The organism is Bradyrhizobium jicamae (assembly GCF_018130695.1).
Lineage (GTDB): Bacteria > Pseudomonadota > Alphaproteobacteria > Rhizobiales > Xanthobacteraceae > Bradyrhizobium > Bradyrhizobium jicamae_B.
On the sequence record NZ_JAFCJX010000012.1, the window covers coordinates 59,683 to 85,987 of the forward strand.

The window sequence follows — 26,305 nt, forward strand, 5'->3', positions numbered from 1 at the left end:
CGCCCCTCACCCGAAATTCGCTGTGCGAATTTCGACCTCTCCCCGCAGAAGGGCGGGAGAGGTGAAGAATAGAGTCACGCCACAACGGGCGTGAGCTTGGCGCCGGCGGCGAGCGCGGCGTCGTTCGGATCGATCTCGATCTGCAATCCGCGCTGGCCGCCATTGACGAACACGGTCACGTGGGTGAGCGCGGAATCGTCGATCGCGGTCGGTACCTTCTTCTTCTGCCCGAACGGGCTGATGCCGCCGACATGGTAGCCGGTCATCCGCTCGGCATCGGCCGGCTTCATCATTTGAGCGGATTTGCCGTCCATCGCGGCGGCGAGCTTCTTCATCGAGACCTCGCAGTCCGACGGCACCACGACGCAGACCGGCTTACCGTCGACCTCGGCCATCAGCGTCTTCAGCATCCGGTTCGGCTCGACCCCGAGCGCCTCGGCCGCTTGCAGCCCGATCGCCTCGGCGGTGGAATCATAGACATAGGTGTGCAGCTTGAAGGCGATGCCGAGCTTTCTCAGCACCATCGTTGCCGGCGTCGATTTGGGCATGGCGGGCAATCCCCTTAAAAGCGCGGATGATCGCCGCAACACCCTGCGCGATCAACTGCGGCCGCAATGATTTCGATCGCCCGCAACATTAAATCGCGGCAGGACTGGACCGCGACGGGGCGGTTCTGGATTTTCCGGGGATATCAAGGGCTTGGAGCCTATCCAAAAGGCTTAAAACACCCCGTTCTTGCTTGCGCAGCAGGTCCCATTCCTTTATCCGGTTAGGCGCCCTGCGTGCGACCGGCTTCAAAGCCGTGAATTCGGCTGGGCACACCAAGCATGATTGCAATGGCGGGCGCGTTTCCGCCTTGATCATGGTCTGAAACAGCAGGAAGCAGGGAAGTTCGTCGCAATGGCTAATGTTGTCGTCGTCGGCGCCCAATGGGGCGACGAGGGGAAGGGCAAGATCGTCGACTGGTTGTCGGAACAGGCCGACATCGTCGTGCGCTTCCAGGGCGGCCACAATGCCGGCCATACCCTTGTGATCAACGGCAAGACCTACAAGCTGGCGCTGCTTCCCTCCGGCGTGCTGCGCGAGAACAAGCTGTCCGTGATCGGCAACGGCGTGGTGTTCGACCCGACCGCCTTCCTCGACGAGGTCACCAAGCTGAAGGCGCAGGGCGTCGACGTCTCACCGGACAATCTGCGCGTCGCCGAGAACGTCACGCTGATCCTGCCGCTGCACCGCGAGCTCGACGCTCTGCGCGAGACCGCCAGTGCCGCGACCGCGATCGGCACCACCCGCCGCGGCATCGGCCCGGCCTATGAGGACAAGGTCGGCCGCCGCGCCATCCGCCTGATGGACCTCGCCGACCACCAGACCCTGCCGCACAAGATCGATCGGCTCCTTGCCCATCACAATGCATTGCGCCGCGGCCTCAATCTGCCGGAATTCGACAACGCCACCATCCTGAAAGAGCTGATGGAGATGGCGCCGAAGCTGTTGCCCTACGCCGAGACGGTGTGGCGGCTGCTCGACATCAAGCGCCGCGAAGGCAAGCGCATGCTGTTCGAGGGCGCGCAGGGCGCGCTGCTCGACGTCGATCACGGCACCTATCCTTACGTCACCTCGTCCAACACGGTGGCGGCGCAGGCTGCGACCGGTGCGGGCCTCGGCCCGGGCGCGGTCGGCTATGTGCTCGGCCTCTGCAAGGCCTACACCACCCGCGTCGGCCAGGGCCCGTTCCCGACCGAGCAGGACAACGACACCGGCCGCAGGATCGGCGAGCGCGGCCGCGAGTTCGGCACCAACACCGGCCGTCCGCGCCGCTGCGGCTGGTTCGACGCCGTGCTGGTCCGCCAGGCAGTGAGGACGTGCGGCATCAACGGGCTGGCGCTCACGAAGCTCGACATCCTGGACGGCTTCGACACCATCGAGGTCTGCACCGGCTACAAGCTCGACGGCAAGGAAATCGACTATTTCCCGGCCGGCGAGGGCGCCCAGGCCCGGGTCGAGCCGATCTACGAGACCATCGAGGGCTGGAAGGAGCCGACCGCCAATGCACGCTCCTGGGCACAACTGCCGGCCCAGGCCATCAAATATGTGCGCCGGATCGAGGAACTGGTGGGCTGTCCGGTCGCTCTTCTTTCGACGAGCCCGGAGCGTGAAGATACAATTCTGGTTCAAAATCCGTTCGAGGCTTAACGGGATATTACCTATATCCCACCAATTGTGTGGAAATGGCTGACTACTATCCGCTGATTGCCCGTGCCATTGCCGGACTGGATCCCAACGCCCCCGGCGAAAGCCGGCGTGCGCTCTATGAGCGGGCGCGGGCGGCGTTGATTCAGCAGCTGCGCAGCGTCCAGCCGCCACTCTCCGAGTCCGAGATCACCCGCGAGCGCCTCTCGCTCGAGGAGGCCGTCCGCAAGGTCGAATCGGAAGCCGCCCAGCGCGCCCGCGAGGCCTCCCGTCCCGGCGGCGGCGCCGCCGCGCGCGGCGGCGACGCCTTCCGCCGCGCCAACACCCGTCCGCCCGAGGCGTCCGGCCCGCCCGGCTCGTCCAACACCGCCCGCCCGCGGCCGGCAGCCCCCGAGCCGCGCCCGCCGCGCAATCTGCGCGGCGATGCGCCGCCGCCGGCTCCGCCCCCGCGGGCGCCTGCGCCGCAGGCCCCCGCTGCCGATCCGCAACTGCCGCCGACCCGCGAACGATCAGGCGCGCCGCGTCGCGGTCCTGCGCCACCGCCGGCCCCCGGCCTCACCGGTTTCCGCGACATCGCAGCCGACGCCGACGAGCTCGGCCGTGCCGCAGCACAAGCCAGCCGTAACGCGCGCAAGACCTACGCCAACGTGCCGTCGCCCTCGCCGGAGTTCGACCGGCTCGAGCCGAGCCTGGAGAACCGCGGCGCCGATCCCGATGTGCCGTATTCCTATGACGAGTCGCTGGAGGAGGCCGAGCGCTACAATCCGCAGGCCGCGCCGCCGTCCGCCCCGCCGCAGCGTTCGCGCATCAGCACGGCGCCGAGCGAGCCCACGAAGCGCGTCCGCACCGGCTCGGCCTTCCCGTTCAAGAGCATCATCGCACTCGGCATCGTGCTGATCCTGGTCGGCGCCGGCTTCGTCTGGGGCAAGCAGGTCGTCGGCCTGGTGAACGGCCTGCTCAAGTCGCAGCCCTCCACCGTCGAGGCGCCCGCCAATCCGGCGCAGCCCGCGACCAAGCCGAAGATCGCCGACCGCGTCGGCCAGCCGTCGTCGGATCCGATCGCGCCGGTCGCGCAGCGCGTCGTGCTCTATGACGAGGATCCGTCGGATCCGAAGGGCAAGCAGTTCGTCGGCACCGTGGTCTGGCGCACCGAGCCGATCAAGGCGACCGGCAACCAGAAGGCCGATATCGCCGTGCGCGCCGACATCGACATCCCCGACCGCAAGTTCAAGATGACGATCTCGTTCGTGCGCAACACCGATGCCTCGCTGCCGGCGAGCCACACCATGGAGCTCGGCTTCCTGATGCCGCAGGACGCCAATGGCGGCGTCGGCAACGTGCCGGGCGTGCTGATGAAGTCCAACGAGCAGGCGCGCGGCACGCCGCTCGCCGGCTATTCGGTCAAGGTCACCGACGGCACGAAGGCGCTGTTCCTGGTCGGCCTCTCCAACGTCGACGCCGACCGCCAGCGCAATCTGCAGCTCCTGAAGGAGCGCTCCTGGTTCGACGTGCCGCTGGTCTACGCCAACCAGCGCCGCGCCATCATCGCCGTCGAAAAGGGCGCCCCCGGCGAGCGCGCCTTCAACGAGGCGTTCGCGGCCTGGGGGGAGTGAGGCTCGGCTTCGCTCGCGTTTGATCGTTCTGCGTCGTCTGCTCCGGCGTTCCCCGGATGCTGCGCAGCGCACCGGACGATGCTTCGCATTGCCGGGAGCACGCTGCACCGCGTCCGGAACACGATGGCGGGGAACGCGACGCGCCGCTACGAATTTCCCGTAGAACCGCATCGAGACTTCGCTACACTCATCGGTGTTAATCAGGTGAGGGCGCACATGAAACGCTACGTGATCTTTGCCGCCATCGGCCCGTTCATCGGGGGCTTTCTGCTGCTGCTCGCGACCACCTATCAGTCCGGCTACTGGACCGAGACCAATGGCGGCGAGGTGGCAAAGCTGTTCGTGGTGTTCGGCAAGTCGCTGACCTACAGCTATCTGTTCGGCATCGTGCCGTCGCTGATGATCGGCGCGGTGGACGACATCCTGATGCACATCCGGCGGATCGGCCCGACGTTGCGGATGCTGCTGGTCGGTGCGGTCGGTTTCCTCGCCGCCGCCTTCATGTACGGTTCGCGCGGCGCCGAGAGCGGCGCGCTGCAGTTCGTGATGTACGGGCTGGTCGGCTTCGTGCCGAGCGTGCTGTCGTCCTGGCTGTCGCATCGCTACGCCGAGATGCCGGCCCCGGTGCCGCAGACCTCGCATTGAGGTGCAGGGTCTCTCGTTAAGCGAAGTAAGGTGAGCACGTTGATCGGGCTCCCTCTCCCCTTGCGGGAGAGGGTTGGGGAGAGGGGTGGCCCCGGGCGAGATGATTGATGCATTCATCGCTCTTGCAATCTTTCGATCGCGCGTCGTCGCAAGGTCAATGGAGAGACCGCCCGTGTGGACCCCTCTCCCTAACCCTCTCCCGCAAGGGGAGAGGGAACCCATCCGCCGGTGCGTCCCTCACGCGCCGAGTCGATGGATTCTTCCTGCAGCGCTCCCGCTGACATTAGACCGCTGATTTGCCCGACGGCGCAAGGCCGCCAGGCGAAAATATTCCTCTTTACACGAACTTCGGAATATGCTAACAATGGCGCGTCTCACCCGTCGAGGGGCGCTCGCGAACGCCACGAACGTGGGTGACGATGCGGTGGCCGCCGGGCGTGCGACAGGCGTGTGTGCGCAAGGCGGACGGCGAAGTCGTGTGGGCCTGCCGCCCCGATGTTGGTGGCAAGTCCGCGAACAGGCTAACGCCTGTCGCTGGCGATGGTGGCACAAAAGCAGAGTCTCACCAGGGCGACCACGTATAAGCCGTAAAACCACTGCGCAGGGAAGGCCGGATGCCTCCGCCGAACCTGTATGCTCGTGCGCGCACTTTCTTTTGTGCACATGGCGCACGGGACCGCGGGTGCGGCGCGCACCCGGTCTTCCCTGCGCCCTCGGCTACTCGGGAGGGCGGAACGAGATGGAAAGCTCGGGCAGATCATGTCGCGAGAATGCGGACGCATATTTCAATGTCATCCCCGCGAACGCGGGGATCCAGTACGCCGCGGCCCATCGGTTCAATCACGACCGTCTCTGGAATACTGGATCACCCGCATGCGCGGGTGATGACACCGAAGATGATGAAACGCGAATACGCTGTTTGACATGTGAATCAGCACCAAATCTCCACCCGCACATGACACAGTGGTAATGTGACGCAACTTGCACCTCCCGAACGCGTTACCCATCTGATGGCCATGCCCGACGACGATATCTTCACGCCGCACCGGACCCACGCCCGCCCGCCCTTTGGTGATGCGCAGGCGCGGGGCAAGGTGATCGACCAGGATGGACGCGAGATCGGCGAGAGCGCCGCGCATCCGCAGTTCGAGAGCTTCAGGTTCGATTTCGGCACCGCGGGCGTAAACCCCTTCGGCAGCCTGACGCGCGAGCAGCGGATTGCGCGGCTGGAGGCGATCGCAAAGCTGCTCGACGTTGCCTTCATCGTGCCCGGCACCAGGATCCGCTACGGCATCGACGGGCTGATCGGCCTGATCCCTGTGGTCGGCGATCTCATCACGACCGCGATCTCGCTGTGGCTGGTGCGCGAGGCCCGCGCGCTCGGTGCGCCCTGGCACATCACGGCGCGGATGCTGGCCAATGTCGCGGTCGACGGCGTGGTCGGTCTCGTGCCGGTCGCGGGCGACGCGTTCGACGTCATGTTCCGCGCCAATGTCCGGAACGTGCGGATGCTGCGCAAATGGCTCGATCGACAGCCCCGGCTTTGAGCCAACTCGAGGCGGCGCGGGTGGTCCACCTCTCCCCGGCGGGGAGAGGTCGATTTTGCGCCAGCAAAAGCGGGTGAGGGGCGCTGCCCTCACGAGAGACCGAAGCCCCTCACCCGGCGCTGCGCGCCGACCTCTCCCAAGGGAGAGGTGAAGAAAAACAAAAGCCCCCGGACAGGTCCGAGGGCTTTTCGTTAGACGGGAGAAGCTTTAGACGGGAGAAGCTTTCGCTTACGCGGCGTCCGCGGCGTCGGTCTGGGCCGGAGCGGGACGCGGGCGGCGCGGCAGCGGGAAAGACTCGCTTTCATAGAGCGTGCGGATACCGTTCTGGTCGAACCGGGCTTCCTCGACCTGCAGATAGGCGCCATTCAGCGAATCCGCCGGCAGCTGCTCCATCGCGAACTGCACGGCTTCGGCGGCAGTGCCGAAACGGCGGTAAGCGAATCCGGCGCGCTTCTTCTTGCGAATGGCGGCGGGGAAGAGTTCGGCAGACGTGTTGTAGTTGAATGGACGCAAAGGACGCATGGTCGAAGACCTCTTTATCTTCTCGGCGGCAGGAGCGGCGAATGGGGTTTTTGGCGTGGGGGGCCACAACGGGCGGCGCCCTGTCTTTCGCCCCCTAATATAGGCGTCTTTGACAGAAATGCGAACCCCGGATGTGCCGGGGCAGGGCACATGCTGAATCCGTGCATAGCAGCGGAACAAAGATTATTAGTTGTTACATTTCAATGACTTAATTCGATTATAGCTTGCCCAGCAGGACCAGGACCAGCAATACGACCAAAATCACCCCGAACAGGCCCATGCCGGAATGGCCCATGCCATAGCCGTAGCCGCCGATCCGGCCGCTATAGCCGCCCAGCAGGATGACGAGCAGGAGGATGATGAGGATCAGTCCGAGCGACATGGCGCCCTCCTCGATAAAAGCGTTTTCAAGCGAAGTGGATACCGGTTCGCGTGAAGAAAACGCGTCAAAGCAAGAAGCGGGGGCCATATCGAGCGACGCCCGCGGCCCCGCGACCCGGAGCAAAGCATATTCCGGGTCGCGAGTCCTTGGTCGATCCGCCGATAAGAGAGCGTTTTCAAGCGAAGTGGACACCGGTTCGCGTGAAGAAAACGCGTCAAAACAAGAGTCTTGAGATACGAGCGCGCTGGCCGTCGGTTTCAGCCCGACGGTTACTTCTTGCTCTCGTCGATCGGGAGCACCTTCAGCGGCGTCGCATAGGGCTCGACGCGCAGGGATTCATTGGCGAGCAGGCCGACCTTGTGCAGCGGCGCCTGCTCGAGATCACCGGAGGCGGATTTGTGCACGGCATATTGCCAGACGCTCAGCGAGCCCTTGGCCGCCAGCAGTTTCGCCACCCCGCCAGCATTCTGGCCGTCGACCTGGGCGAGGTCGGCGTCGGTCAGCCCGATCACGATCTCGTCCTTGGCGGTGATGACCTTGAACAGCGACACCTTGTCGGCGGCATAGGCAGGCATGCTCACAACGCTCTCCATGATGAGGCCGGCAAGGCCGAGACCGAACAGCAGCTTTTTGGACATTTTTGGCATCAGAAAACCCCTTATTTGCGCGCCAGGCTGGCCAACGCCAAAACAGAACCCCGCGCGACCGGTTCTTGGTCGCGCGGGGCGGGAACTTCGTTCGGCAGTTTTACAAAGTTATTTCGGGTTCAGCTTCAGCGCCGCCGAGTTGATGCAGTAGCGCAGGCCGGTCGGGCCGGGGCCGTCGTCGAAGACATGGCCGAGATGGCCGTCGCATTTCGAGCACAGCACCTCGGTGCGGATCATGCCGTGGCTGATGTCGCGCTCCTCGTCGACATGGCTCTCGACCGCGGGCTGCGAGAAGCTCGGCCAGCCGCAGCCGGAGTCGAACTTGGCGTCCGAGTCGAACAGCGTCTGCCCGCAGCCGGCGCAGACATAGGTGCCCTTGCGGGGGTCGTGCTCATACTCGCCGGTGAAGGGGCGCTCGGTCGCCTTTTCCCTCAACACCGCATATTGCATCGGCGTGAGCTCCTTGCGCCACTCGGCGTCGCTCTTGTGGACCTTGGTCTTGGTGTCGGACATCTAACCTCCTTGCAGGGAAGCTCAGTTGGTGACCTTGGCGTTGCTCACCAGCGTCGGCTTCTCGATGTAGTTATCCGGGAAGATCTTCTTCAGGTTCTCGACCTTCGGGATGTCATTGTAGGCAATATAGGGCTGGTTCGGGTGCAGCGTGAGATAGTCCTGGTGGTAGGCCTCCGCCGGATAGAACGCTTCGAGCGCGCCGACCTTGGTCACGATCGGCTTCTTGTAGACCTTGGCGGCGTTGAGCTGGGCGATATAGGCATCCGCCGCCTTCTTCTGCTCGCCGGAGGTGGTGAAGATCGCCGAGCGATATTGCGTGCCGGTGTCGGGGCCCTGGCGGTTCAGCTGGGTCGGGTCGTGCACGACGGAGAAGAAGATCTGCAGGATCTTGCCGTAGGAGATCTTCTTCGGGTCGTATTTGATCTCGACCGATTCCGCGTGGCCGGTCGTGCCCATCGAGACCATGTTGTAGTCGGCGGTCGCCTTGCTCCCGCCGGAGTAGCCGGAGACCGCGTTGACGACGCCATTGGTGTGCTGGAACACGCCCTGCACGCCCCAGAAGCAGCCGCCGGCGAGCACCGCGGTCTGGATACCGCCGGCCTCCTGCGCCTCGGTCGTGGGCGGCGGAATGATCACCGCCTCCTCGGCTGCGCGCGAGGGCGCCACCGCAAAGGCGGCAACGGCCAGCGCGCCGAGCGCGGCGGCGGTGAGCGAGAGACGGCTGAGGGAGCTGCGGGGCATGGGATCCTCTCGAAATCGAAGAGCGGGTGCAGTTTAGAGCGGGAGCCGGCGAGCGCAATCGGCGTGGCCGGCGCGGCTACCTCCAGATACGGCGCGAGGCGCAGTTTGTTACGGCCGGCGCCACACGGTTTCGTGAGCAAATCGTCGCGTGTCCAAGGACTTGTGGCTGGAACCGGCCGGACGTCGCGGATCAATGCGTCGCATCGCCGGGGAATGACGGCGTCACACCACCACGCTCAGCCGCTTCGCCGCGCGCGTGATGCCCGTGTACAGCCACCGCGCGCGCGAATCCTGGAACGCAAAGCTCTCGTCGAACAGCACGACGTCGTCCCATTGCGAGCCCTGCGACTTGTGCACGGTCAGCACATAGCCGTAGTCGAACTCGTCATAGGGTTTGCGCTGCTCCCACGGAATGCCCTCGATGCCGCCATCGAAGCACTCGCCGCGGACGGAGACCTTGGTGACCTTGTGGCCGAAGTCCTCGTCCGGCATCACGCGCATGGTGATGATCCTGGACTTCGATTGCGCCCGCGCCTTGACGCGCCACAGCCCGCCGTTGAACAGGCCCTTCTTGCGGTTGTTGCGCAGACAGACCAGCTTGTCGCCGGCGACCGGCAACGGATCCTCGATGTGCTGGCGCTGCCGCACCCGCATGTTGTAGGCGCGGCGGGTGTTGTTGCGGCCGACCAGCACCTGATCGGCGCCCATCACGCGATCCGGATCGAGCTCCTTGCGCGACACCACCTCGCTCTCGCCGTGGCGGCCGATCTCGAGCTCGCGGCCTTCGCGGATGTCCATCGACATCCGCACGATCGGATCGTCCTGCGCCTGGCGATGCACCTCGGTCAGCATCGCGTCGGGCTCGGCGTCGGTGAAGAAGCCGCCGCCCTGGATCGGCGGCAGTTGCGCGGGATCGCCCAGCACCAGCAGCGGGCACTCGAACGACATCAGATCGCGGCCGAGTTCGGCGTCGACCATCGAGCACTCGTCGATCACGATCAGCTTGGCCTTCGAGGCCGGCGCGTCGTCCCACAATTCGAAGCTCGGCTGCTCGACGCCGGACTCGCGGGCGCGGTAGATCAGCGAGTGAATGGTGGAGGCATTGTCGCAACCCTTGTTGCGCATCACCAGCGCTGCCTTGCCGGTGAAGGCCGCGAACTTGACCTCGCCGTCGACGGCTTCCGCAATGTGGCGGGCCAGCGTGGTCTTGCCGGTTCCGGCATAGCCGAACAGGCGAAACACCGGCGGCGTGCCGTTCTTGCCGGGCTTGGCCTTCAGCCATTCGGCGACGGCGTTCAGCGCGGTGTCCTGATGCGGCGTAAAAGTCGTCATGGGGCTTGGTGGAGGAGGGCGCGCGGGGCGGGGGCCGCCGCGACTCATATCCCCAACCTAACCATTCAGGCTAGCAGCGCAAGATGGCGGCTACTGCCAGCCCGGGACGCCGCGCATGTCGGGCAATTGGTGGGCGATGCCCTTGTGGCAGTCGATGCAGGTCTTCTCGCCCGTGAACAGGAAGCGCTGATGGGCGGTCGAGGCGCGCGGCGACTGTTTGGTGATATCCATCGACTGGGCGCTGTGACAGTTGCGGCATTCCAGCGAATCGTTGGCCTTGAAGCGCGCCCATTCGTGGATCGCGAGCTCGAGCCGGTGGTCGACGAACTTGTCCCTGGTGTCGATGCTGCCGAAGATGTGGCCCCAGACCTCCTTCGATGCCTGCATCTTGCGCGCGATCTTGTCGGTCCAGTTGTGCGGGACGTGGCAGTCCGGACAGGAGGCGCGGACGCCGGAGCGGTTCGAGAAATGGATCGTCGATTTCAGCTCGGCAAAGACGTTGTCCTTCATCTCGTGACAGCTGGTGCAGAATTTCTCGGTGTTGGTCAGCTCCAGCGCGGTGTTGAAGCCGCCCCAGAAGATCACGCCGGCGACGAAGCCGGCGAGCACGAGAACGCCGAGCCCGAACACCGAGCTCGGCCGGACCAGAACGCCCCACAATTCCAGCGCAAAGCGCCAGGCGCGCGCAAACCAGCCCTTACGCTCGACAGGCGGATCGGCGGCACTCATCGCTTGCCACCCGGTGCTGCGCGGTTGAGCATCGTGTCGATGTCGACGAAGTCGTTGGTGACCGGCGGCACCGCCAGGTTCTGCGGCACGTGGCACTGCGTGCAGAAGAAGCGGCGCGGCGACACCGAGGCGAGGAACTGGCCGTCGCGGTCCATGAAGTGCGTGATCGAGACCATCGGCGCCTGCGATTCACTGGTGCGGGCGCGCGCATGACAGGACAGGCATTTGTTGCCGTTGATGTCGACCTGGTAGCCGTCGATGGTGTGCGGGATCACCGGCGGCTGTTCGGGATAGTTGCGCGATTCCCGTTCCGAGGTGTTGCGATTTCCCAGCATCGGCGGCGCCGGCCCCTCGTCGTTGAGCGGCGTCGGGCCGCGCAGGCTGGAGTTGAGGCCTTGCGCCAGCAGCGAGGTGGAGGCTGCGACCAGCGCGACGACGATGGCGATGGCGCGGACATGTCCGATCATGTGGTCGTCACCTTCTCGATGCGCACGGCGCATTTCTTGAAGTCGGTCTGCAGCGAGATCGGATCGGTGGCGTCGAGCGTCACCTTGTTGATCAGCTTGGACTCGTCGAACCAGGGCACGAACACCAGACCGCGCGGCGGCCGATCGCGACCGCGCGTTTCCAATCGGACGCGGATGAAGCCACGGCGGGATTCGACCTTCACTTCATCGCCGCGGCGCAGCTTGAGCTCGGTTGCGTCGTCGGGATGCATGTAGCAGACGGCCTCGGGGACGGCCTTGTACAGCTCGGGGACGCGCCGCGTCATGGTGCCGGAATGCCAATGCTCCAGCACGCGGCCGGTGGAGAGCCACAATGGGTAATCCTTGTCGGGCGATTCCGCCGGCGGCTCGTAGGGCAGCGCGAAGATCCGTGCCTTGCCGTCGGGGAAGCCGTAGAACTGCACGCCTGCGCCCTGCTTGACGTAGGGATCAAGTCCCTCGCGGAAGCGCCAGCGCGTCTCCTGGCCGTTCACGACAGGCCAGCGCAGGCCGCGGACCTGATGATAGGTGTCGTACGGCGCGAGATCGTGGCCATGCCCGCGCCCGAACGAGGCGTATTCCTCGAACAGTCCCTTGTGGACGTAGAAGCCGTAGGCCTTCGACTCGTCATTGTCGTAGCCCGCTTCGATGTCGCTGAGCGGAAACTTGTCGACCTCGCCATTCCCAAAGAGCACGTCGAACAGCGTCTTGCCACGATACTCCGGCTTCTTCGCGATCAGCTCCTCTGGCCAGACCTCCTCGATCCTGAAGCGTTTTGAAAATTCCATCAGCTGCCAGAGATCGGATTTCGCCTCGCCCGGCGCGGAGACGAGCTGATGCCAGACATGGGTGCGGCGCTCGGCATTGCCATAGGCTCCTTCTTTCTCGACCCACATCGCCGCAGGCAGGATCAGGTCGGCGGCAAGCGCAGTCACGGACGGATAGGCATCCGAGACGACGATGAAGTTCTCGGGATTGCGATAGCCGATCCAGGCTTCCTCGTTGGTGTTGGCGGCGGCCTGCAGGTTGTTGTTGACCTGGACCCAGTAGGCGTTGAGCAGCCCGTCCTTCAGCATCCGGTTCTGCAGCACGGCGTGATAGCCGGGCTTGTCGGGAATGGTGCCCTCGGGGAGCTTCCAGATCTGCTCGGCCTTCGCGCGGTGTTCCTTGTTGGTCACCACCATGTCGGCCGGCAGGCGATGCGAGAAGGTGCCGACCTCGCGCGCGGTGCCGCAGGCCGAGGGCTGGCCGGTCAGCGAGAACGGGCTGTTGCCGGGCTCGGAGATTTTCCCGGTCAGCAAATGGATGTTGTAGACGAGGTTGTTGCACCAGACGCCGCGGGTGTGCTGGTTGAAGCCCATGGTCCAGAAGCTCATCACCTTGACCTTGGGGTCGGCATAGAGCTCGGCCAGCGCCTCCAGCCGGTTCAGCGGCACGCCGGCCATCTCGGCGGCCTTCTCCAGCGTGTACGCGGACAGGAACTTGACGTAGTCGTCGTAGCTCATGTCCTGGGCGTCGCCGGCCTTGGCGCGCCCGGTGGCCTTCTTCTCCAGCGGATGCTCCGGCCGCAGGCCATAGCCGATGTCGGTCTGGCCGCGCTTGAACAGCGTGTGCTTGCTGACGAACTCCTTGTTGACGCGCCCGGTCTTGACGATGTGGTTGGCGATCGCGTTCAGAAGATAGAGATCGGTTTGCGGCGTGAACACCAAGCCGATGTCGGCGAGGTCGAACGAGCGATGCTCGAAGGTCGAGAGCACGGCGACGCGAACGTGCGGCGCGGAGAGCCTGCGGTCGGCGACGCGGGTCCACAGGATCGGATGCATCTCCGCCATGTTCGAACCCCACAGCACGAACGCATCGGCGGCCTCGATATCATCGTAGCAGCCCATCGGCTCGTCGATGCCGAAGCTGCGCATGAAGCCGACCGCGGCGGACGCCATGCAATGCCGCGCGTTCGGATCGATATTGTTGGAGCGGAAGCCGGCCTTGAACAGCTTTGATGCCGCGTAGCCTTCCCAAATCGTCCACTGGCCGGAGCCGAACATGCCGACGCCGCTCGGCCCACGCCTCTTCAACGCGTCCTTGAACTTCTCGGCCATGATGTCGAAGGCCTCGTCCCACGACACAGGCGTGAACTCGCCGTTTTTGTCGTATTTGCCGGCGGTCTTGCGCAGCATCGGTTTGGTCAAGCGGTCGTGGCCGTACATGATCTTGGAAAGGAAATAGCCCTTCACGCAGTTGAGGCCGCGATTGACCTCCGACTTGATATCGCCGTGGGTGGCGACGACGCGGTTGTCCTTGGTCGCGACCATCACGCTGCAGCCGGTGCCGCAGAACCGGCACGGCGCCTTATCCCATTTCAGCTCGCTGGCGCTGCGCTCGGTGACGAGATTGGCGGCGTTTGCGGCGCCGGGCAGTCCACCGGCGAGCGCTGCCATCGCGGCGGCTTCCAGCTTCAAAACCTGTCGGCGATCGAGCTTGGGCGCGGTCATGACGATGTCCTCGAATGGTGCGTTACGCGTCGGCGTCGATGGCGTGGAAGACGAGCGAGGCCGAATAGATGCCTGGCAGCGCCGCGATGGTGTTGAGCGTCGAGCCGAGCGATCCGGCGTCGGCGGCATCGACGACGACCACGAGCTTGCCGCGCGGATCGCGGTCGAAAATCTCGCAGTCCGGCAGGGCTTCGATTTCGGTTGCGACTGCAGTGAGCCGCTCGGGGCGCGTCTGCACCAGAATGCTCGCGATCTCGCCGCCGGGCGGCGCGACGACGGCATCGGCCGACAGCAACCGTCCCGTCATCAATGCCCTGCGGTCGATCGTCCTGTTGGCTTCTCGTCATGGGATGTCCTCAGTGCGTTGGCGGACCGGGCGGGCCGGCGACCATCTGGTAGATCCACACCGCGAGCCCGTAGCTGCCGACGGTCGCCACCGCGAGCGCGGGCATCACCACGGCGGTCAGGAACAGGAATGCGAAGATTTCCATCCGTCGGCGGCGGGAGCGCTCGGATTTGTCGTCACTCACGGCGGACATGCGGGTCTCTCCTCGGAAGGATGCGAATGAGACGGCGTCCGGGCCGTTGCCTTCATGGATATTAGAAAGCTTGTGGGAACGATCGTTGATCTGGATCAACCCGGCCGCCGCAAGGCTGTTGATCCCGGCCGTGAATCCGCAAGCCGGCGAAGCGCCTCGGAACCGGAATCGGCCCTTCCGCTCCGCGGAATTGGAGTTTTGCCCCCGAGGCTAGACTTGAGTCCCGCCGGGTCTAGACTGCCTGAAAACAACAAGTGGTCCGGCGAGCGACCTTGGGAGTGACCTCATGAAGTTCGGAATCTTCTACGAGCTGCAACTGCCGCGTCCGTGGAACGACGGCGACGAACTCCGCCTCTACCAGAACGCGCTGACGCAGCTCGAGACCGCCGACCGGCTCGGCTACGACTACGCCTGGGTCGTCGAGCATCACTTCCTCGAGGAGTACTCGCACTCGCCGGCACCGGAATCCTTCCTCGCCGCCGCGAGCCAGCGCACCAGGCAGATCCGGCTTGGTCACGGCATCTTCCAGCTCACCACCAATCATCCGGCGCGCGTCGCCGAGCGAGTCGCGGTGCTTGATCTGCTCTCGAACGGCCGCTGCGAGTTCGGCATGGGCGAGAGCGCCTCGATCACCGAGCTGACGCCGTTCGGCCGCGACATGGAGACCAAGCGCGAGGTGTTCGAGGAGGCTGTTCAGGCGATCTTCCCGATGTTCACCAGGGTCGGCACCGAGCATCACGGCAGGTATTTCGACATTCCCCTGCGCAACGTGGTGCCGAAGCCGGTGCAGAAGCCGCATCCGCCGCTCTGGATGGCGTGCTCGCAATTGCCGACCATCGAGCGTGCCGGGCAGAACGGCTTTGGCGCGCTCGGCTTCCAGTTCGTCAGCGCGGAGGCGGCGCATGCCTGGGTGCACGCCTATTACAACGCGATCACCAAGCGGCTGAAGAAGCTCGCCGACTACGAGATCAACCCGAACATGGCGCTGGTCTCGTTCTTCATGTGCGCCGAGACCGACGAGGAGGCGCGCCGCCGCGCCGACGGCGCCACCTTCTTCCAGTTCGCGCTGCGCTATTACGGCCAGTCGCAGAACCGGCAGCGCCCGGCGCCGGGCACCGTCAACATGTGGGACGAGTACAACAAGTGGAAGCGCGAGAATCCGGAGGCGCAGGAGGCCGCACTGCGCGGCGGCCTGATCGGCTCGCCGGAGACGATCCGCAAGAAGCTGCGGCGTTTTCGATCGTCGCATATCGACCAGGTGATCCTGCTCAACCAGGCCGGCAAGAACACCCATGAGCATATCTGCGAGTCGCTGGAGCTGTTTGGCCGCGAAGTGATGCCGGAGTTTCAGAATGACCCCGAACACGACGAATGGAAGAAAGCTGTGCTGAGCGGCGCGATCCAGTTGGAAGAAATCGATACCGATGCCTTCAATGATCGCTACGGTAAACTCGCTGTGAATGTCGGCGCGAAAGTCGCCGCCGGCTGATGATTGCATGAGCAGTCGGAACTTCACGATTCACGCGTGAAAGAATTTCGCTGCTGCAAATTCCAACGTTGAAAGAAAGCGAATGCGAAATGCCCGCGCGACAGTGCGGGCATCGCTATTTTTGCGGGGTGCTCGACAGCGCCATCGCGCGCAACCATCATCATCGCACTGCATGATCGCTTAACTCAGCGAACATGTTTGAAGCGGAGATGTTGGCAATGAAGCGTCGCGACTTTCTAAAATTCTCTCTCGGCTCAGCCGCGATCGCCGGATTGTCGTCGCCCGCGCTTGCACAAGGCAGCGTGAAGGAAATTCGTGTCGGTTACCAGAAGAACGGCGTACTGGTCATCGCGCGACAGCGCGCCACGCTGGAAAATCATTTCAAGCCCCAGGGCATCGACATCAAATGGGTCGAGTTCTCCTCGGGCCCTCCGATGATGGAAGCGATGAATGTCGGCAGCATCGATTACGGCGCGGTCGGCGATTCGCCGCCGGTGTTCGCGCAGGCCGCGGGCGCGGCGATCGTCTATGCCGCCGGCCAGCCCGTCACCAACGGGCAGGGCATCCTGGTGCCGCAGAACTCGCCGATCCAGCGGATCGCCGACCTCAAAGGCAAGCGGATCGGCTTCACCAAGGGCTCCAGCGCGCACAACATCGTGGTGCAGACGCTGGAGAAGGTCGGCCTGACCTATGCCGACATCACGCCGGTTTATCTGACGCCGCCCGATGCAGGGCCGGCCTTCGCCAATGGCTCGATCGACGCCTGGGCGATCTGGGATCCCTATTTCGCGATCGGCGAGACCAAGCAGAACGGCCGCATCCTGGTGAACGCGTTCGAGATCACCAAGACCAACTCGTTCTACATCGCCAACCGCGAGTTCGCGAAGACCAACGGCCATCTGCTGCAGCAGATCATCGACGTCACGACATCGACCGCGGCCTGGGCGGAGGCACATCGGGACGAAGTGGCGAAGACATTGAGCGCGGTGACCGGCATCGCGCTGGATATCCAGACCATCGCCGCGAGCCGTTCCGAGTTCAGGGTCGGACCCATCACCGACGACATCATCGCGACCCAGCAGGGCGTTGCCGATCGCTTCTTCAAGCTCGGCCTGATCCCGAAGCAGATCGCGATCCGCGACGCCGTGTGGCGCCGGGCCCAGACCTGATCGTTCATCCATTCCATCTCAACGCAGAGGATGTCCCATGACGCGTTTGTTGCAACGCTGGATCACGCGTGCGGTGCTGTCGATCAGCATCGTCACCGCGGCGGTCAGCGCCTCCTATGGCCAGGACAAAGTGGTCCGCATCGGCTACCAGAAATACGGCAAGCTGGTGCTGCTGAAGAGCAAGGGCACGCTGGACGAGAAGCTGAAGGAGATCGGCTACAGGGCTGTGTGGACCGAGTTTCCCTCCGGCCCGCCGCTGCTCGAGGCGCTCAATGTCGGCGCAATCGATTTCGGCAACACCGGCGAGGCGCCGCCGGTCTTCGCACAGGCCGCGGGCGCGCCGATCCAGTACGTCGCCTATGAGCCGCCGGCGCCGAAGGGCGAGGCGATCCTGGTGCCGAAGGACAGCCCGATCAAATCGGTCGCTGAGCTCAAGGGCAAGAAGGTCGCGCTGAACAAGGGCTCCAACGTCCATTATCTGCTGGTGAAGGCGCTCGAGAAGGCCGGCGTCAAATATAGCGACGTCGAGGTCGCCTATCTTGCGCCCGCCGATGCCCGTGCGGCGTTCGAGCGCGGCGCGGTCGACGCGTGGGTGATCTGGGATCCGTTCCAGTCGGCGGCTGAAGCTGCGACCGGTGCACGGACGCTCGCCGACGGCACCGGGCTCGTCGCCAACTATCAGTTCTATTTCTCATCGAAAAAGTTCCTGCAGAGCGAAGCCAAGGTCGTCGACAGCGTGCTGGCGCAGCTCAGTGCGGTCGACGACTGGGCCAAGGGCGACATCCATGCGGTGGCCGAGCAACTGGCGCCGACCATCGGTCTGTCGGTGCCGGTGGTCGAGGTGGCGCTGAAACGCCAGTCCTACGGCATCAAGCCGATCACCGATGCCGTGATCGCCGACCAGCAGCGGGTCGCCGACAGCTTCTTCGCGCTCGGCCTTATTCCAAAGCAGATCAAGATTTCCGACGTCGCAGGGAGGCCGGGCACATGAGCACCGCAACCAACGCCAACATCCTCTGGTTCCTGCCGACCCATGGCGACAGCCGCTACCTCGGCACGTCGATCGGCGGCCGCGAGGTGAACTTCAACTACCTGCGCCAGATCGCGCAGGCCGCTGACCAACTCGGCTATTACGGCGTGCTGCTGCCGACCGGGCGCAGCTGCGAGGACTCCTGGGTCGTGGCGTCAGCCGTCGCGCCATGGACGGAGCGGTTGCGCTACCTGGTGGCAGTGAGGCCCGGCCTGCAATCGCCCGCCGTTGCGGCGCGCATGACGGCGACGCTCGACCGGCTGTCGAACGGACGACTGCTGATCAACGTCGTCACCGGCGGCGATCCCGTTGAGAACAAGGGCGATGGCATCTTCCTGCCCCATGACGAGCGCTACGCGGTGACGCGTGAGTTCCTCAACGTCTACAGCGACCTGCTCGCCGGCAAGACCGTCAATGTCGAGGGCAAGCACATTCGCATCGAAGATGGCCGGCTGCTTTTCAATCCCGTGCAGTCGCCGCGGCCGCCGCTCTATTTCGGCGGCTCGTCGGATGCCGGCATCGATGTCGCCGTCGACACCGTCGACAAATATCTCACCTGGGGCGAGCCGCCGGCGCAGGTTGCCGACAAGGTCGCGCGGGTGAAGGCGATCGCTGAGGCGCGCGGGCGCAAGCTGTCCTTCGGCATCCGCCTGCATGTGATCGTGCGCGAGACCAATGCGGAGGCCTGGAAGGCCGCCGACGAACTGATCCAGTACGTCACCGACGATACGGTCGCGGCCGCGCAGAAAATCTTTGCGCGGATGGACTCGGTCGGCCAGCAGCGGATGGCGGAGCTGCACGGCGGCCGACGCGACAAGCTCGAGATCAGCCCGAACCTGTGGGCCGGCGTCGGCCTGGTCCGCGGCGGCGCCGGCACGGCGCTGGTCGGCGATCCCCCGACGGTTGCTGCACGCATCAGGGAGTATCAGGACCTCGGCATCGATACCTTCATCCTGTCGGGCTACCCGCATCTGGAGGAAGCCTATCGCTTCGCCGAGCTCGTCTTCCCGCTGCTGTCGCTGTCGCAGCCCGGCAATGTGACGCCGATCCGCGTCAACACCGGGCCGTTCGGCGAAACCATCGGCAATGACTACCGCCCGCAGAAACAGGCCTCGCAATCATGAGTCTCATCGATAGTGTTTCGCGCGTCACTGCCCCAAAACTTCCGCGCGTCGATGGCTTGATCCCCTGGATCGTGCCGCTCGCCATCATCCTGATCTGGCAGCTCGCCTGCGTCACCGGCTTCGTGCCGTCGCGGGTGCTGCCGGCGCCGACCGATGTCGCGCTGGCGGGCTGGAAGCTGCTGCTGTCGGGCGAGCTGATCAAGAACATCTGGGTCAGCTTCTGGCGCGCCAGCATTGGCTTCCTGATCGGCGGCAGCATCGGCTTCGCGTTTGGCCTCGCCAACGGCCTGTCAAAGCTCTCCAGCCAGCTCACCGACACCACGCTGCAGATGGTGCGCAACATCCCGCATCTGGCCCTGATCCCGCTGGTCATCCTCTGGTTCGGGATCGATGAGTCGGCAAAACTGTTCCTGGTCGCGCTCGGCGTGTTCTTCCCGATCTATCTCAACACGCTGCACGGCATCCGCACCGTCGATCCGCAGCTGATCGAGATGGGCCGTATTTACGGCATGACCGACGGCGAGTTGTTCCGCCGCGTGATCTTCCCCGGCGCGCTGCCGTCGATCTTCGTCGGCCTGCGCTTCGCGCTCGGCATCATGTGGCTGACCTTGATCGTGGCGGAGACCATCGCGGCCTCGTCGGGCCTCGGCTACATGGCGATGCAGGCGCGCGAATTCATGCTGATCGACGTCGTCGTGCTCTCGATCCTGATCTACGCATTGCTCGGCAAGCTCGCCGACAGCGCCTCGCGGGCGCTGGAGCGGCTGACCTTGTCCTGGCACCCGGCCTTTCAGAAACAGTGAGTGAAGAAAATGCAACAGGCGCTTCGTTTCCAACCTGTGGACGCCGACCCGGTCGATCGTAGCGAGTTCATCGAACAGGCGCGGCAATTGCGGCGCGGTTCGGAAGGCGCGGCCCGCGGGCTGTCGTTGACGATCCGGGACTTGCGCAAATCCTTCGGCGACAACGAAGTGCTGCGCGGGATCGATCTGCACATCCCCGCCGGCCAGTTCGTCGCCATCGTCGGCCGCAGCGGCTGCGGCAAGAGCACGCTGCTGCGGCTGATTGCAGGCCTCGAGAAGGCGACCGCGGGCAGCATCGCCTTCAGCGAGGAAGTTCGCGCGCAGGACGTCCGCGTCATGTTCCAGGAGCCGCGGCTGCTGCCCTGGGCGCGGGTGCTGTCCAATGTCGAGGTCGGTCTTGGGCGTGATCGCGCCTCCGCCGATGCGCAGGCACGCGCCGAGCGGGCGCTGCTCGAGGTTGGCCTCGGCGACAAGCGCGGGCAATGGCCCTCGGTGCTGTCAGGCGGCCAGAAGCAGCGCGTCGCGCTGGCCCGCGCGCTGGTCAGCCGGCCGCGCGTGCTCGCCTTCGACGAGCCGCTCGGTGCGCTCGATGCGCTGACGCGGATCTCGATGCAGCAAATGCTCGAACGGGTCTGGCGCGACCAGGGCTTCACCGCAATGCTGGTGACGCACGACGTCGCCGAAGCCGTCGCGCTCGCCGAACGCGTGCTTGTCATCGAAGACGGTCGCATCGCCGAGGATTTCGCGGTCGACCTGCCGCGGCCACGCCGTCGCGGCTCGGCGGAGCTCGCGGCGCTGGAGGGCACGATCCTGAAGCACCTGCTGGAAGGCAGCGAAGAGACGTCAGACCTTTGAGGCCGTCATGAACAGCGTCGTCCGCACCATCTCCGTCGACCGCACCGTCTCCGCCGACGATTTCCGCGGCGCCATGCGTCATCTGACCGGCGGCGTCAGTGTCATCACGGCGGGCCGTGGCCGGGACGTGTCGGGAATGACGGTGACGTCGGTGTCGTCGCTCGCGGTGGATCCACCGTCCCTGATCGTCAGCATCAACCGGTCCGCGTCGTCATGGCCGCTGATCCAGCGCCATGGCGCGTTCGGCGTCAACATGCTGACCGCGGATCAGAGCGACATCGCCGAACGCTTTGCCGGCAAGGGCGGGCTCAAGGGCGTCCAGCGTTTCGCCGGCGCCGAATGGACGACAAGGGCCTCGGGCGTACCGCTGCTGGTCGGTGCGCTCGCAGCCCTCGACTGCGAGGTCGAGGAGGTCATCGAGCGCCACTCGCACGCGATCGTCATCGGTCGCGTGCTCGATGTAGTGACCTCGCAGCGATCCGCCGCGCTGGCCTACTGGCACGGCGAATATGTCGCGATCGACCGGGAAGAGGATGCCGCACGGCTGGCCGAGGTCAGCCTGCCGTCGCGCCATGTCCATGCGCGGGGATTGCGCTAGCGCTCTGGTTGTGTCCGGGCAGAAACGTCCAGTTGTTAAACGCCGATTAAGCTTGCAGTCGTGAGCTGCAGAATTCACTGAAACTACACCAAACAAGCGAACCTTTCCCCGGATTGTGACGGCCTTCACTCCAGGTTGTAACCCCCTGTGCTAATGGATCAGCTGGGTGTGTACGTCAGCATTTTGGTTGGGGACCAATGGCCGTTCGCAGATTGCCGCAAGGGCAAGCCCCTACCGGGGTAGCGCGTCGGCGCTGGCATGAGGAGCGGTCGCTGCGGAGCGCGATCCGGATGGCCCGCATGGGCTACTGGGAGGCGCACAGCGCCGCCGCAACCGATTTCTGGATATCGCCCGAGTTCGCCGCCTTTTACGAGTTCGAAACGGTCGACGGCTCGATCTCCATCGCGACGGTTCACGCGCGCTATCTGCCGGAAAGCCGGACGATTCTGGAGGCGCATTACGCGGCCTGCTGGGTGGAGGGGAAACCCTATGCGGTGCAGGCCAGGCTCCGCAGGCCCGATGGTCGCCTGCTCGACTGCGTCGTGCATGGCGAGCCGGAGTTCGACGCGCTCGGTCAGGTCTGTCGGGTGTCCGGTATTGTCCGTGACGTCACCGAGGAAACCTCCGCGCTGCGGCGGCTGGCGGAGAGCGAGCAAAAGCTCGCCGATTTTGTCAGCACCGCTTCGGACTGGTGCTGGGAGAGCGACGTCAATCATCGGCTGCTGCCCTATCCCAAGTTGCTTGACGGCAATGCGGCCTTCCAGACGGTGGCGGCTGGCGCGAAGGCGCGCTGGGAACTGGCTTATGCACCCGAGGATGCAGAAGGCATGGCGCGGCACCGCGCCGACATGGAAGCCCATCGTCCTTTCCGCGACTTCACCTATACGGTGATCGGCCAGGACGGGTCTCGCGTCAGCATCAGCACGAGCGGCAAGCCGATTTACGCCGATGACGGCAGCTTTCTCGGCTATCGCGGTACGGCCAGCGACATCACCCAGCTCAGGGCGGCGAAGGCACTGCTCGACCAGCGCACGCGCGCGCTGGAGGAAGCCCACCAGCTCGGCAAGATCGGCACCTGGAGCTACCGGCTGGATACCGGCCGCACGGTTTGGGCGCCCGAGCTCTACCAGCTTCTCGGTTTCGACCCCGACACGTTCGAGCCGACCGATGAGAGCGTGAATCGCCAATTCCTGGGCGACGATGCCGACCGTCTCCGCAACGTCCAGAAACGGGTGGTTCGCACCCGAAGGACCGAGGCCACGGATTTGCGCGTCCTGCACGCGGACGGCACGCCCCGCGATCTGGCTGTCATCTGCAAGGCTGAGGTCGCCCACGACAAGGTCATCGGCATTATCGGCACCGTGCAGGACGTGACCGAGCGGAAGGAGGCCGAGCGCCAGCTCGAGCAGCTCGCCTACACCGATCCTTTGACCGGCCTTGCCAATCGCGCGCTGTTCAAGCGCCAGCTCGCGACCCTGATCGAGGGCTGTGCCCTCGACGGCCGGGTCGGTGCGCTGCTGCTCATCGACCTCGATCGCTTCAAGGAGGTCAACGATTCCCTCGGCCATGCCGCCGGCGACGAATTGCTGATCCGCGTGGCCGCTGTGCTGCGGCAGGAGTTGGGGCCGCGTGCCTTCATCGCGCGGCTCGGCGGCGACGAGTTCGCTGTGGTGGCGGAGGGATGCGACACGTCGGACGCCGCGCTGACCGGGCTTGCCGATCGGCTCATCGGCAGGATGTCCGGCCCCGTCGATCTCACCGAGGGCGAGGCCTTCGTCGGCGCCACCATCGGCATCGCGCGTCTGCCGGAGCATGGCGCGACGGCGGAGACGGCCGTGCGCAACGCGGATCTGTCGCTCTACATGGCCAAGGAGGCCGGACGCGGCCGGGCGCAATTGTTCGAGCCGGTCTATGCCCAGGCAGTCGATCAGAGGTTAGATCTCGCGCGTCATCTGCGCCACGCCGTGGAGACCGGCGCGCTGCATGCACATTACCAACCGCAGGTGGATTTGCGGACCGGTCTCGTCATTGGCTTCGAAGCGCTGCTGCGCTGGACCCATCCCGAGCGCGGGCCGATCTCACCGGAGGAGTTCATCCCGATCGCCGAAAGCTCCGGGCTCATCGTCGATCTCGGTCTGTGGGTGCTGCGCGAAGCGTGTCGTCAGGGCCGTGCCTGGCTGGACGCCGGATTGCCGCGGCGCTCCGTGTCGGTCAACGTCTCGCCGGCGCAGATCTGGAGCGTGGATTTCGAGGCGTCCGTCGCGGCCGTGCTGGCGGAGACCGGCTTTCCGCCGGAGCTATTGTGCCTGGAGCTGACCGAGAGCCTGTTCGTGGATCATACCGAGCAGCGCATCAGCCGCACGCTGACGGCGCTCTCCGCGCTCGGCGCCCGGCTGGCGCTGGACGATTTTGGCTCGGGCTATTCCTCGCTCGGCTATCTAACGCGCCTGCCTTTCGACCGGCTCAAGGTAGATCGGGCCTTCGTGGATGGCATTTCCACCGCACCCGACAAGCGCAAGCTGCTCGGCGGCATCATCGCCCTTGCGCATGGGCTCGGCATGACTGTGGTGGCGGAGGGCGCCGAACTGCCGGCCGAACTCGACGTGCTCGGCGGGCTCGATTGTGACGTGGTGCAGGGCTTCGTCTTTTCCCAGCCGGTCGCGCCCGACAAGGCGCCGCTGGTGGCCGTCCGCATCGAGCGCGAGGCGTACGAAATACAGCGGAAACGGGCTGGCCTCTAACGCGTGATGAAGATTCATGCGGCGAAGCAGCGCGGCAACGTCGGGTGTGGTGTTTTTCCGAGCGACGGGCTACGCATCGCTCTGAGATGAGATTTCTTCTCGGAGACTAACGGCTTGATGAAGCGCGTGGGAACCTGGCTGTTCTATGCCGTTGGCGCGGTCGCGGTCGCCTATCTGGCGCTCTACGCCTATGCGATGTTCACCGGCCGCGATATGACGCCAGGCGATCCCATCCACATCTTCCGCAAGCCCGACGCGCCGAGCTATTCCTGAAAATGAATCGGGCCGGACGAGGTCCGGCCCGCTGTGATTGTCGGTGTGGCGGCGCGCGTTATCCGGCCATCCGCTGGTAGTCCGGCGCGCCGTTGCCGGCGGGCGTGATTGGGATGCCGCCGTCGGCATATTCGTTCAGCTTGTTGCGTAGCGTGCGGATCGAGATGCCGAGGATGTTGGCGGCATGGGTCCGGTTGCCGAGGCAATGCTTCAGCGTCTCCAGGATCAGATCGCGCTCGACATCGGCCACCGTGCGGCCGACCATGGCGCGGGTCACCTGCTCCGCGGCGAGGGTTGCATGCGCCACGGCGGGAGCAGTCTTGGCGAGGTCGAGACGATCGCCATCCGGGGTGATGATCGCGTCCGCGCCGATCTCGTCGCCCTGCGCCATCAGCACCGCGCGATGGATGGTGTTCTCGAGCTCGCGGACGTTGCCCTGCCAGCGGTTCGAGGTCAGCACCTTGCGCGCTTCGTCGGAGATCGGACGCACCGGCACGCCGTTGGCGTCGGCATATTTCTTGGCGAAATGCTGCGACAGTTCGAGGATGTCGGCCGGACGATCGCGCAGCGCGGGGATCTTGAGGTTGACCACGTTGAGGCGGAACAGCAGGTCCTCGCGGAAGGTGCCTTCGCGGACCGCTTCCGAGAGATTGCGGTTCGAGGTCGCGATGATGCGGATATCGACGGGCACCGGCTTGGTGCCGCCGACGCGATCGATCACGCGCTCCTGGATCGCGCGCAGCAGTTTCGATTGCAGGCGGACATCCATCTCCGAGATTTCGTCGAGCAGCAGAGTGCCGCCGGTCGCTTCCTCGAACTTGCCGATGCGGCGGGCGATGGCGCCGGTGAAGGCGCCCTTCTCATGGCCGAACAGTTCGGACTCCAGCAGATGCTCGGGGATCGCAGCGCAGTTGATCGAGATGAACGGGCGCTTGGCGCGGGCCGAGCGCGAGTGGACGTAGCGCGCCAGCACTTCCTTGCCGGTGCCGGACTCGCCGGTGACCATCACCGAGGCATCCGAGCCCGCGATCTGCTGCGCGAGCTTGATCACCTTGCCCATCGCCTCGTCGCGCCAGACGAGATCGCGGGCGTCGTTGGCGACCGCCGCCAGCACCGCGGCGATCAGCTCGGGATCGGGCGGCAGCGGGATGTATTCCTTGGCGCCGGCGTGGATCGCCGCGACCGCGGCGCGGGCGTCGTTGGAGATGCCGCAAGCCACGATCGGCACATGGATATGCTCGGCTTCGAGCCGCATCACGAGGTCGCGGATGTCGAGGTTGACGTCGACCAGCAGCAGATCGGCGCCCTTGCCGCCGCGCAGCACGGCCATCGCCTGTTCGGCGGCTTCGGCGTGGGTCACGGAGGCGCCGTTGTCCATCGCGATCTTGGTGGCGGTCGTGAGCTGGCCCTTCAATGTGCCAACGATGAGAAGCCGCATGATGATCTCCTGTTCGTCCTGTCGCGCCAGTCAGGCGCGCCCGCGTTAGATGTTAAGAGCGTTCTGCCTTGATGATTTCGGTCATGGTCACGCCAAGCTTGTCTTCCACCAGCACCACTTCGCCGCGCGCCACCAGGCGGTTGTTGACATAGATGTCGATGGCTTCACCGACGCGGCGGTCGAGCTCCAGCACGGTGCCGGGCCCGAGCTTCAGCAGGTCGCCGACGTCCATCTTGGAGCGGCCGAGCACGGCCGAGACCTGCACCGGCACGTCGAACACGGCCTCGAGGTCGGCGGCAATGCGCGAGGCGTTTTCGTCCTCGTTGTAGCCGATGTCGTCGATCGACGGAGCGTCGGCCGAGTTGAGGTCGGGAAGCGGGACGTGCGGGTCAGTGCCGGTCATGGTTC

At 65.1% G+C, this 26,305-nt stretch carries 27 protein-coding genes; 13 read left to right on the forward strand and 14 right to left on the reverse strand.

Features of this window, described 5'->3' with window-relative positions:
- Positions 1–74: 74 nt before the first annotated feature.
- The gene (gene ybaK / locus JQ604_RS18870; RefSeq protein WP_212359392.1) at positions 75–548 is read right to left on the reverse strand and encodes a Cys-tRNA(Pro) deacylase; all 474 of its coding nucleotides are present in this window, start codon (positions 546–548) and stop codon (positions 75–77) included.
- A gap of 352 nt (positions 549–900) precedes the next feature.
- Here ybaK and JQ604_RS18875 point away from each other — a divergent pair, with 352 nt between their 5' ends.
- The 4 genes from JQ604_RS18875 to JQ604_RS18890 all read left to right on the forward strand — a co-directional run bounded on the left by JQ604_RS18875 (position 901) and on the right by JQ604_RS18890 (position 5,995).
- Entirely contained in the window at positions 901–2,193 is a 1,293-nt protein-coding gene (locus JQ604_RS18875) for an adenylosuccinate synthase (RefSeq protein ID WP_212359394.1), read from the forward strand.
- A 35-nt stretch (positions 2,194–2,228) separates the two neighbouring features.
- Complete coding sequence (locus tag JQ604_RS18880) at positions 2,229–3,803, forward strand: hypothetical protein (RefSeq protein WP_212359396.1); 1,575 nt, start codon at positions 2,229–2,231, stop codon at positions 3,801–3,803.
- Between the two features lie 216 nt (positions 3,804–4,019).
- Positions 4,020–4,448, forward strand: a complete 429-nt coding sequence (locus tag JQ604_RS18885; protein WP_212359398.1) for a DUF5413 family protein — start codon at positions 4,020–4,022, stop codon at positions 4,446–4,448.
- A 1,010-nt stretch (positions 4,449–5,458) separates the two neighbouring features.
- On the forward strand, positions 5,459–5,995 hold the full coding sequence (locus tag JQ604_RS18890) for a DUF4112 domain-containing protein (RefSeq protein WP_212359400.1): 537 nt from the start codon (positions 5,459–5,461) through the stop codon (positions 5,993–5,995).
- Positions 5,996–6,223: 228 nt separating this feature from the next.
- On the opposite strand, the gene JQ604_RS18895 is transcribed toward JQ604_RS18890, so the two are convergent.
- The 11 genes from JQ604_RS18895 to napE all read right to left on the reverse strand — a co-directional run bounded on the left by JQ604_RS18895 (position 6,224) and on the right by napE (position 14,377).
- Positions 6,224–6,517, reverse strand: a complete 294-nt coding sequence (locus tag JQ604_RS18895; protein ID WP_212359403.1) for a hypothetical protein — start codon at positions 6,515–6,517, stop codon at positions 6,224–6,226.
- Between the two features lie 217 nt (positions 6,518–6,734).
- Positions 6,735–6,899: a DUF3309 family protein gene (locus tag JQ604_RS18900; protein ID WP_212359405.1), complete on the reverse strand. Its 165-nt coding sequence runs from the start codon at positions 6,897–6,899 to the stop codon at positions 6,735–6,737.
- A 269-nt stretch (positions 6,900–7,168) separates the two neighbouring features.
- Positions 7,169–7,537, reverse strand: a complete 369-nt coding sequence (locus JQ604_RS18905; protein WP_249158359.1) for a hypothetical protein — start codon at positions 7,535–7,537, stop codon at positions 7,169–7,171.
- Positions 7,538–7,654: 117 nt separating this feature from the next.
- On the reverse strand, positions 7,655–8,059 hold the full coding sequence (gene msrB, locus JQ604_RS18910) for a peptide-methionine (R)-S-oxide reductase MsrB (RefSeq protein WP_212359407.1): 405 nt from the start codon (positions 8,057–8,059) through the stop codon (positions 7,655–7,657).
- Between the two features lie 21 nt (positions 8,060–8,080).
- Positions 8,081–8,800 (reverse strand): peptide-methionine (S)-S-oxide reductase MsrA, encoded by a 720-nt coding sequence (gene msrA, locus JQ604_RS18915; RefSeq protein WP_212359410.1) that lies wholly within the window; start codon positions 8,798–8,800, stop codon positions 8,081–8,083.
- A gap of 222 nt (positions 8,801–9,022) precedes the next feature.
- The gene (locus tag JQ604_RS18920; protein ID WP_212359413.1) at positions 9,023–10,132 is read right to left on the reverse strand and encodes an ATP-dependent DNA helicase; all 1,110 of its coding nucleotides are present in this window, start codon (positions 10,130–10,132) and stop codon (positions 9,023–9,025) included.
- 90 nt (positions 10,133–10,222) lie between these two features.
- Entirely contained in the window at positions 10,223–10,861 is a 639-nt protein-coding gene (locus JQ604_RS18925; RefSeq protein ID WP_212359415.1) for a NapC/NirT family cytochrome c, read from the reverse strand.
- A complete protein-coding gene (locus tag JQ604_RS18930; protein ID WP_249158360.1) occupies positions 10,858–11,328 on the reverse strand; it encodes a nitrate reductase cytochrome c-type subunit in 471 nt (156 codons plus the stop codon). Before JQ604_RS18930 ends, JQ604_RS18925 begins: the two co-directional genes overlap by 4 nt.
- Positions 11,325–13,838, reverse strand: coding sequence for a periplasmic nitrate reductase subunit alpha (gene napA / locus JQ604_RS18935; RefSeq protein WP_212359420.1), 2,514 nt, complete (start codon positions 13,836–13,838; stop codon positions 11,325–11,327). The genes JQ604_RS18930 and napA overlap by 4 nt, the downstream gene beginning before the upstream one ends.
- Before the next feature lie 22 nt (positions 13,839–13,860).
- Positions 13,861–14,145, reverse strand: a complete 285-nt coding sequence (locus JQ604_RS18940) for a chaperone NapD (protein WP_212359422.1) — start codon at positions 14,143–14,145, stop codon at positions 13,861–13,863.
- A 49-nt stretch (positions 14,146–14,194) separates the two neighbouring features.
- A complete protein-coding gene (gene napE, locus JQ604_RS18945; RefSeq protein WP_212359424.1) occupies positions 14,195–14,377 on the reverse strand; it encodes a periplasmic nitrate reductase, NapE protein in 183 nt (60 codons plus the stop codon).
- Positions 14,378–14,663: 286 nt separating this feature from the next.
- On the opposite strand from napE, the gene JQ604_RS18950 reads away from it, so the two are divergent.
- The 9 genes from JQ604_RS18950 (at position 14,664) to JQ604_RS18990 (ending at position 24,459) form a co-directional block, all read left to right on the forward strand.
- Positions 14,664–15,866: an LLM class flavin-dependent oxidoreductase gene (locus tag JQ604_RS18950; protein ID WP_212359427.1), complete on the forward strand. Its 1,203-nt coding sequence runs from the start codon at positions 14,664–14,666 to the stop codon at positions 15,864–15,866.
- A 218-nt stretch (positions 15,867–16,084) separates the two neighbouring features.
- Entirely contained in the window at positions 16,085–17,035 is a 951-nt protein-coding gene (locus JQ604_RS18955) for an aliphatic sulfonate ABC transporter substrate-binding protein (RefSeq protein WP_212359431.1), read from the forward strand.
- Positions 17,036–17,072: 37 nt separating this feature from the next.
- Complete coding sequence (locus tag JQ604_RS18960; protein ID WP_212359435.1) at positions 17,073–18,026, forward strand: sulfonate ABC transporter substrate-binding protein; 954 nt, start codon at positions 17,073–17,075, stop codon at positions 18,024–18,026.
- Positions 18,023–19,189 carry an FMNH2-dependent alkanesulfonate monooxygenase gene (gene ssuD, locus JQ604_RS18965; RefSeq protein ID WP_212359438.1) on the forward strand — a complete coding sequence of 389 codons (1,167 nt, stop codon included), beginning with the start codon at positions 18,023–18,025 and terminating at the stop codon, positions 19,187–19,189. The genes JQ604_RS18960 and ssuD overlap by 4 nt, the downstream gene beginning before the upstream one ends.
- A complete protein-coding gene (locus JQ604_RS18970; protein ID WP_212359441.1) occupies positions 19,186–19,992 on the forward strand; it encodes an ABC transporter permease subunit in 807 nt (268 codons plus the stop codon). Before ssuD ends, JQ604_RS18970 begins: the two co-directional genes overlap by 4 nt.
- A 9-nt stretch (positions 19,993–20,001) precedes the next feature.
- Positions 20,002–20,847: an ATP-binding cassette domain-containing protein gene (locus JQ604_RS18975; protein ID WP_212359989.1), complete on the forward strand. Its 846-nt coding sequence runs from the start codon at positions 20,002–20,004 to the stop codon at positions 20,845–20,847.
- A 7-nt stretch (positions 20,848–20,854) separates the two neighbouring features.
- Positions 20,855–21,445 (forward strand): flavin reductase family protein, encoded by a 591-nt coding sequence (locus tag JQ604_RS18980; RefSeq protein WP_212359445.1) that lies wholly within the window; start codon positions 20,855–20,857, stop codon positions 21,443–21,445.
- 290 nt (positions 21,446–21,735) lie between these two features.
- Positions 21,736–24,186, forward strand: coding sequence for a bifunctional diguanylate cyclase/phosphodiesterase (locus JQ604_RS18985; protein ID WP_249158361.1), 2,451 nt, complete (start codon positions 21,736–21,738; stop codon positions 24,184–24,186).
- Positions 24,187–24,303: 117 nt separating this feature from the next.
- Positions 24,304–24,459 carry a hypothetical protein gene (locus JQ604_RS18990; protein ID WP_212359448.1) on the forward strand — a complete coding sequence of 52 codons (156 nt, stop codon included), beginning with the start codon at positions 24,304–24,306 and terminating at the stop codon, positions 24,457–24,459.
- A 58-nt stretch (positions 24,460–24,517) separates the two neighbouring features.
- On the opposite strand, the gene flbD is transcribed toward JQ604_RS18990, so the two are convergent.
- Positions 24,518–25,897, reverse strand: a complete 1,380-nt coding sequence (flbD, locus tag JQ604_RS18995; protein WP_212359451.1) for a sigma-54-dependent transcriptional regulator FlbD — start codon at positions 25,895–25,897, stop codon at positions 24,518–24,520.
- A 52-nt stretch (positions 25,898–25,949) separates the two neighbouring features.
- Complete coding sequence (gene fliN / locus JQ604_RS19000; RefSeq protein WP_212359454.1) at positions 25,950–26,300, reverse strand: flagellar motor switch protein FliN; 351 nt, start codon at positions 26,298–26,300, stop codon at positions 25,950–25,952.
- Positions 26,301–26,305: the final 5 nt, after the last annotated feature.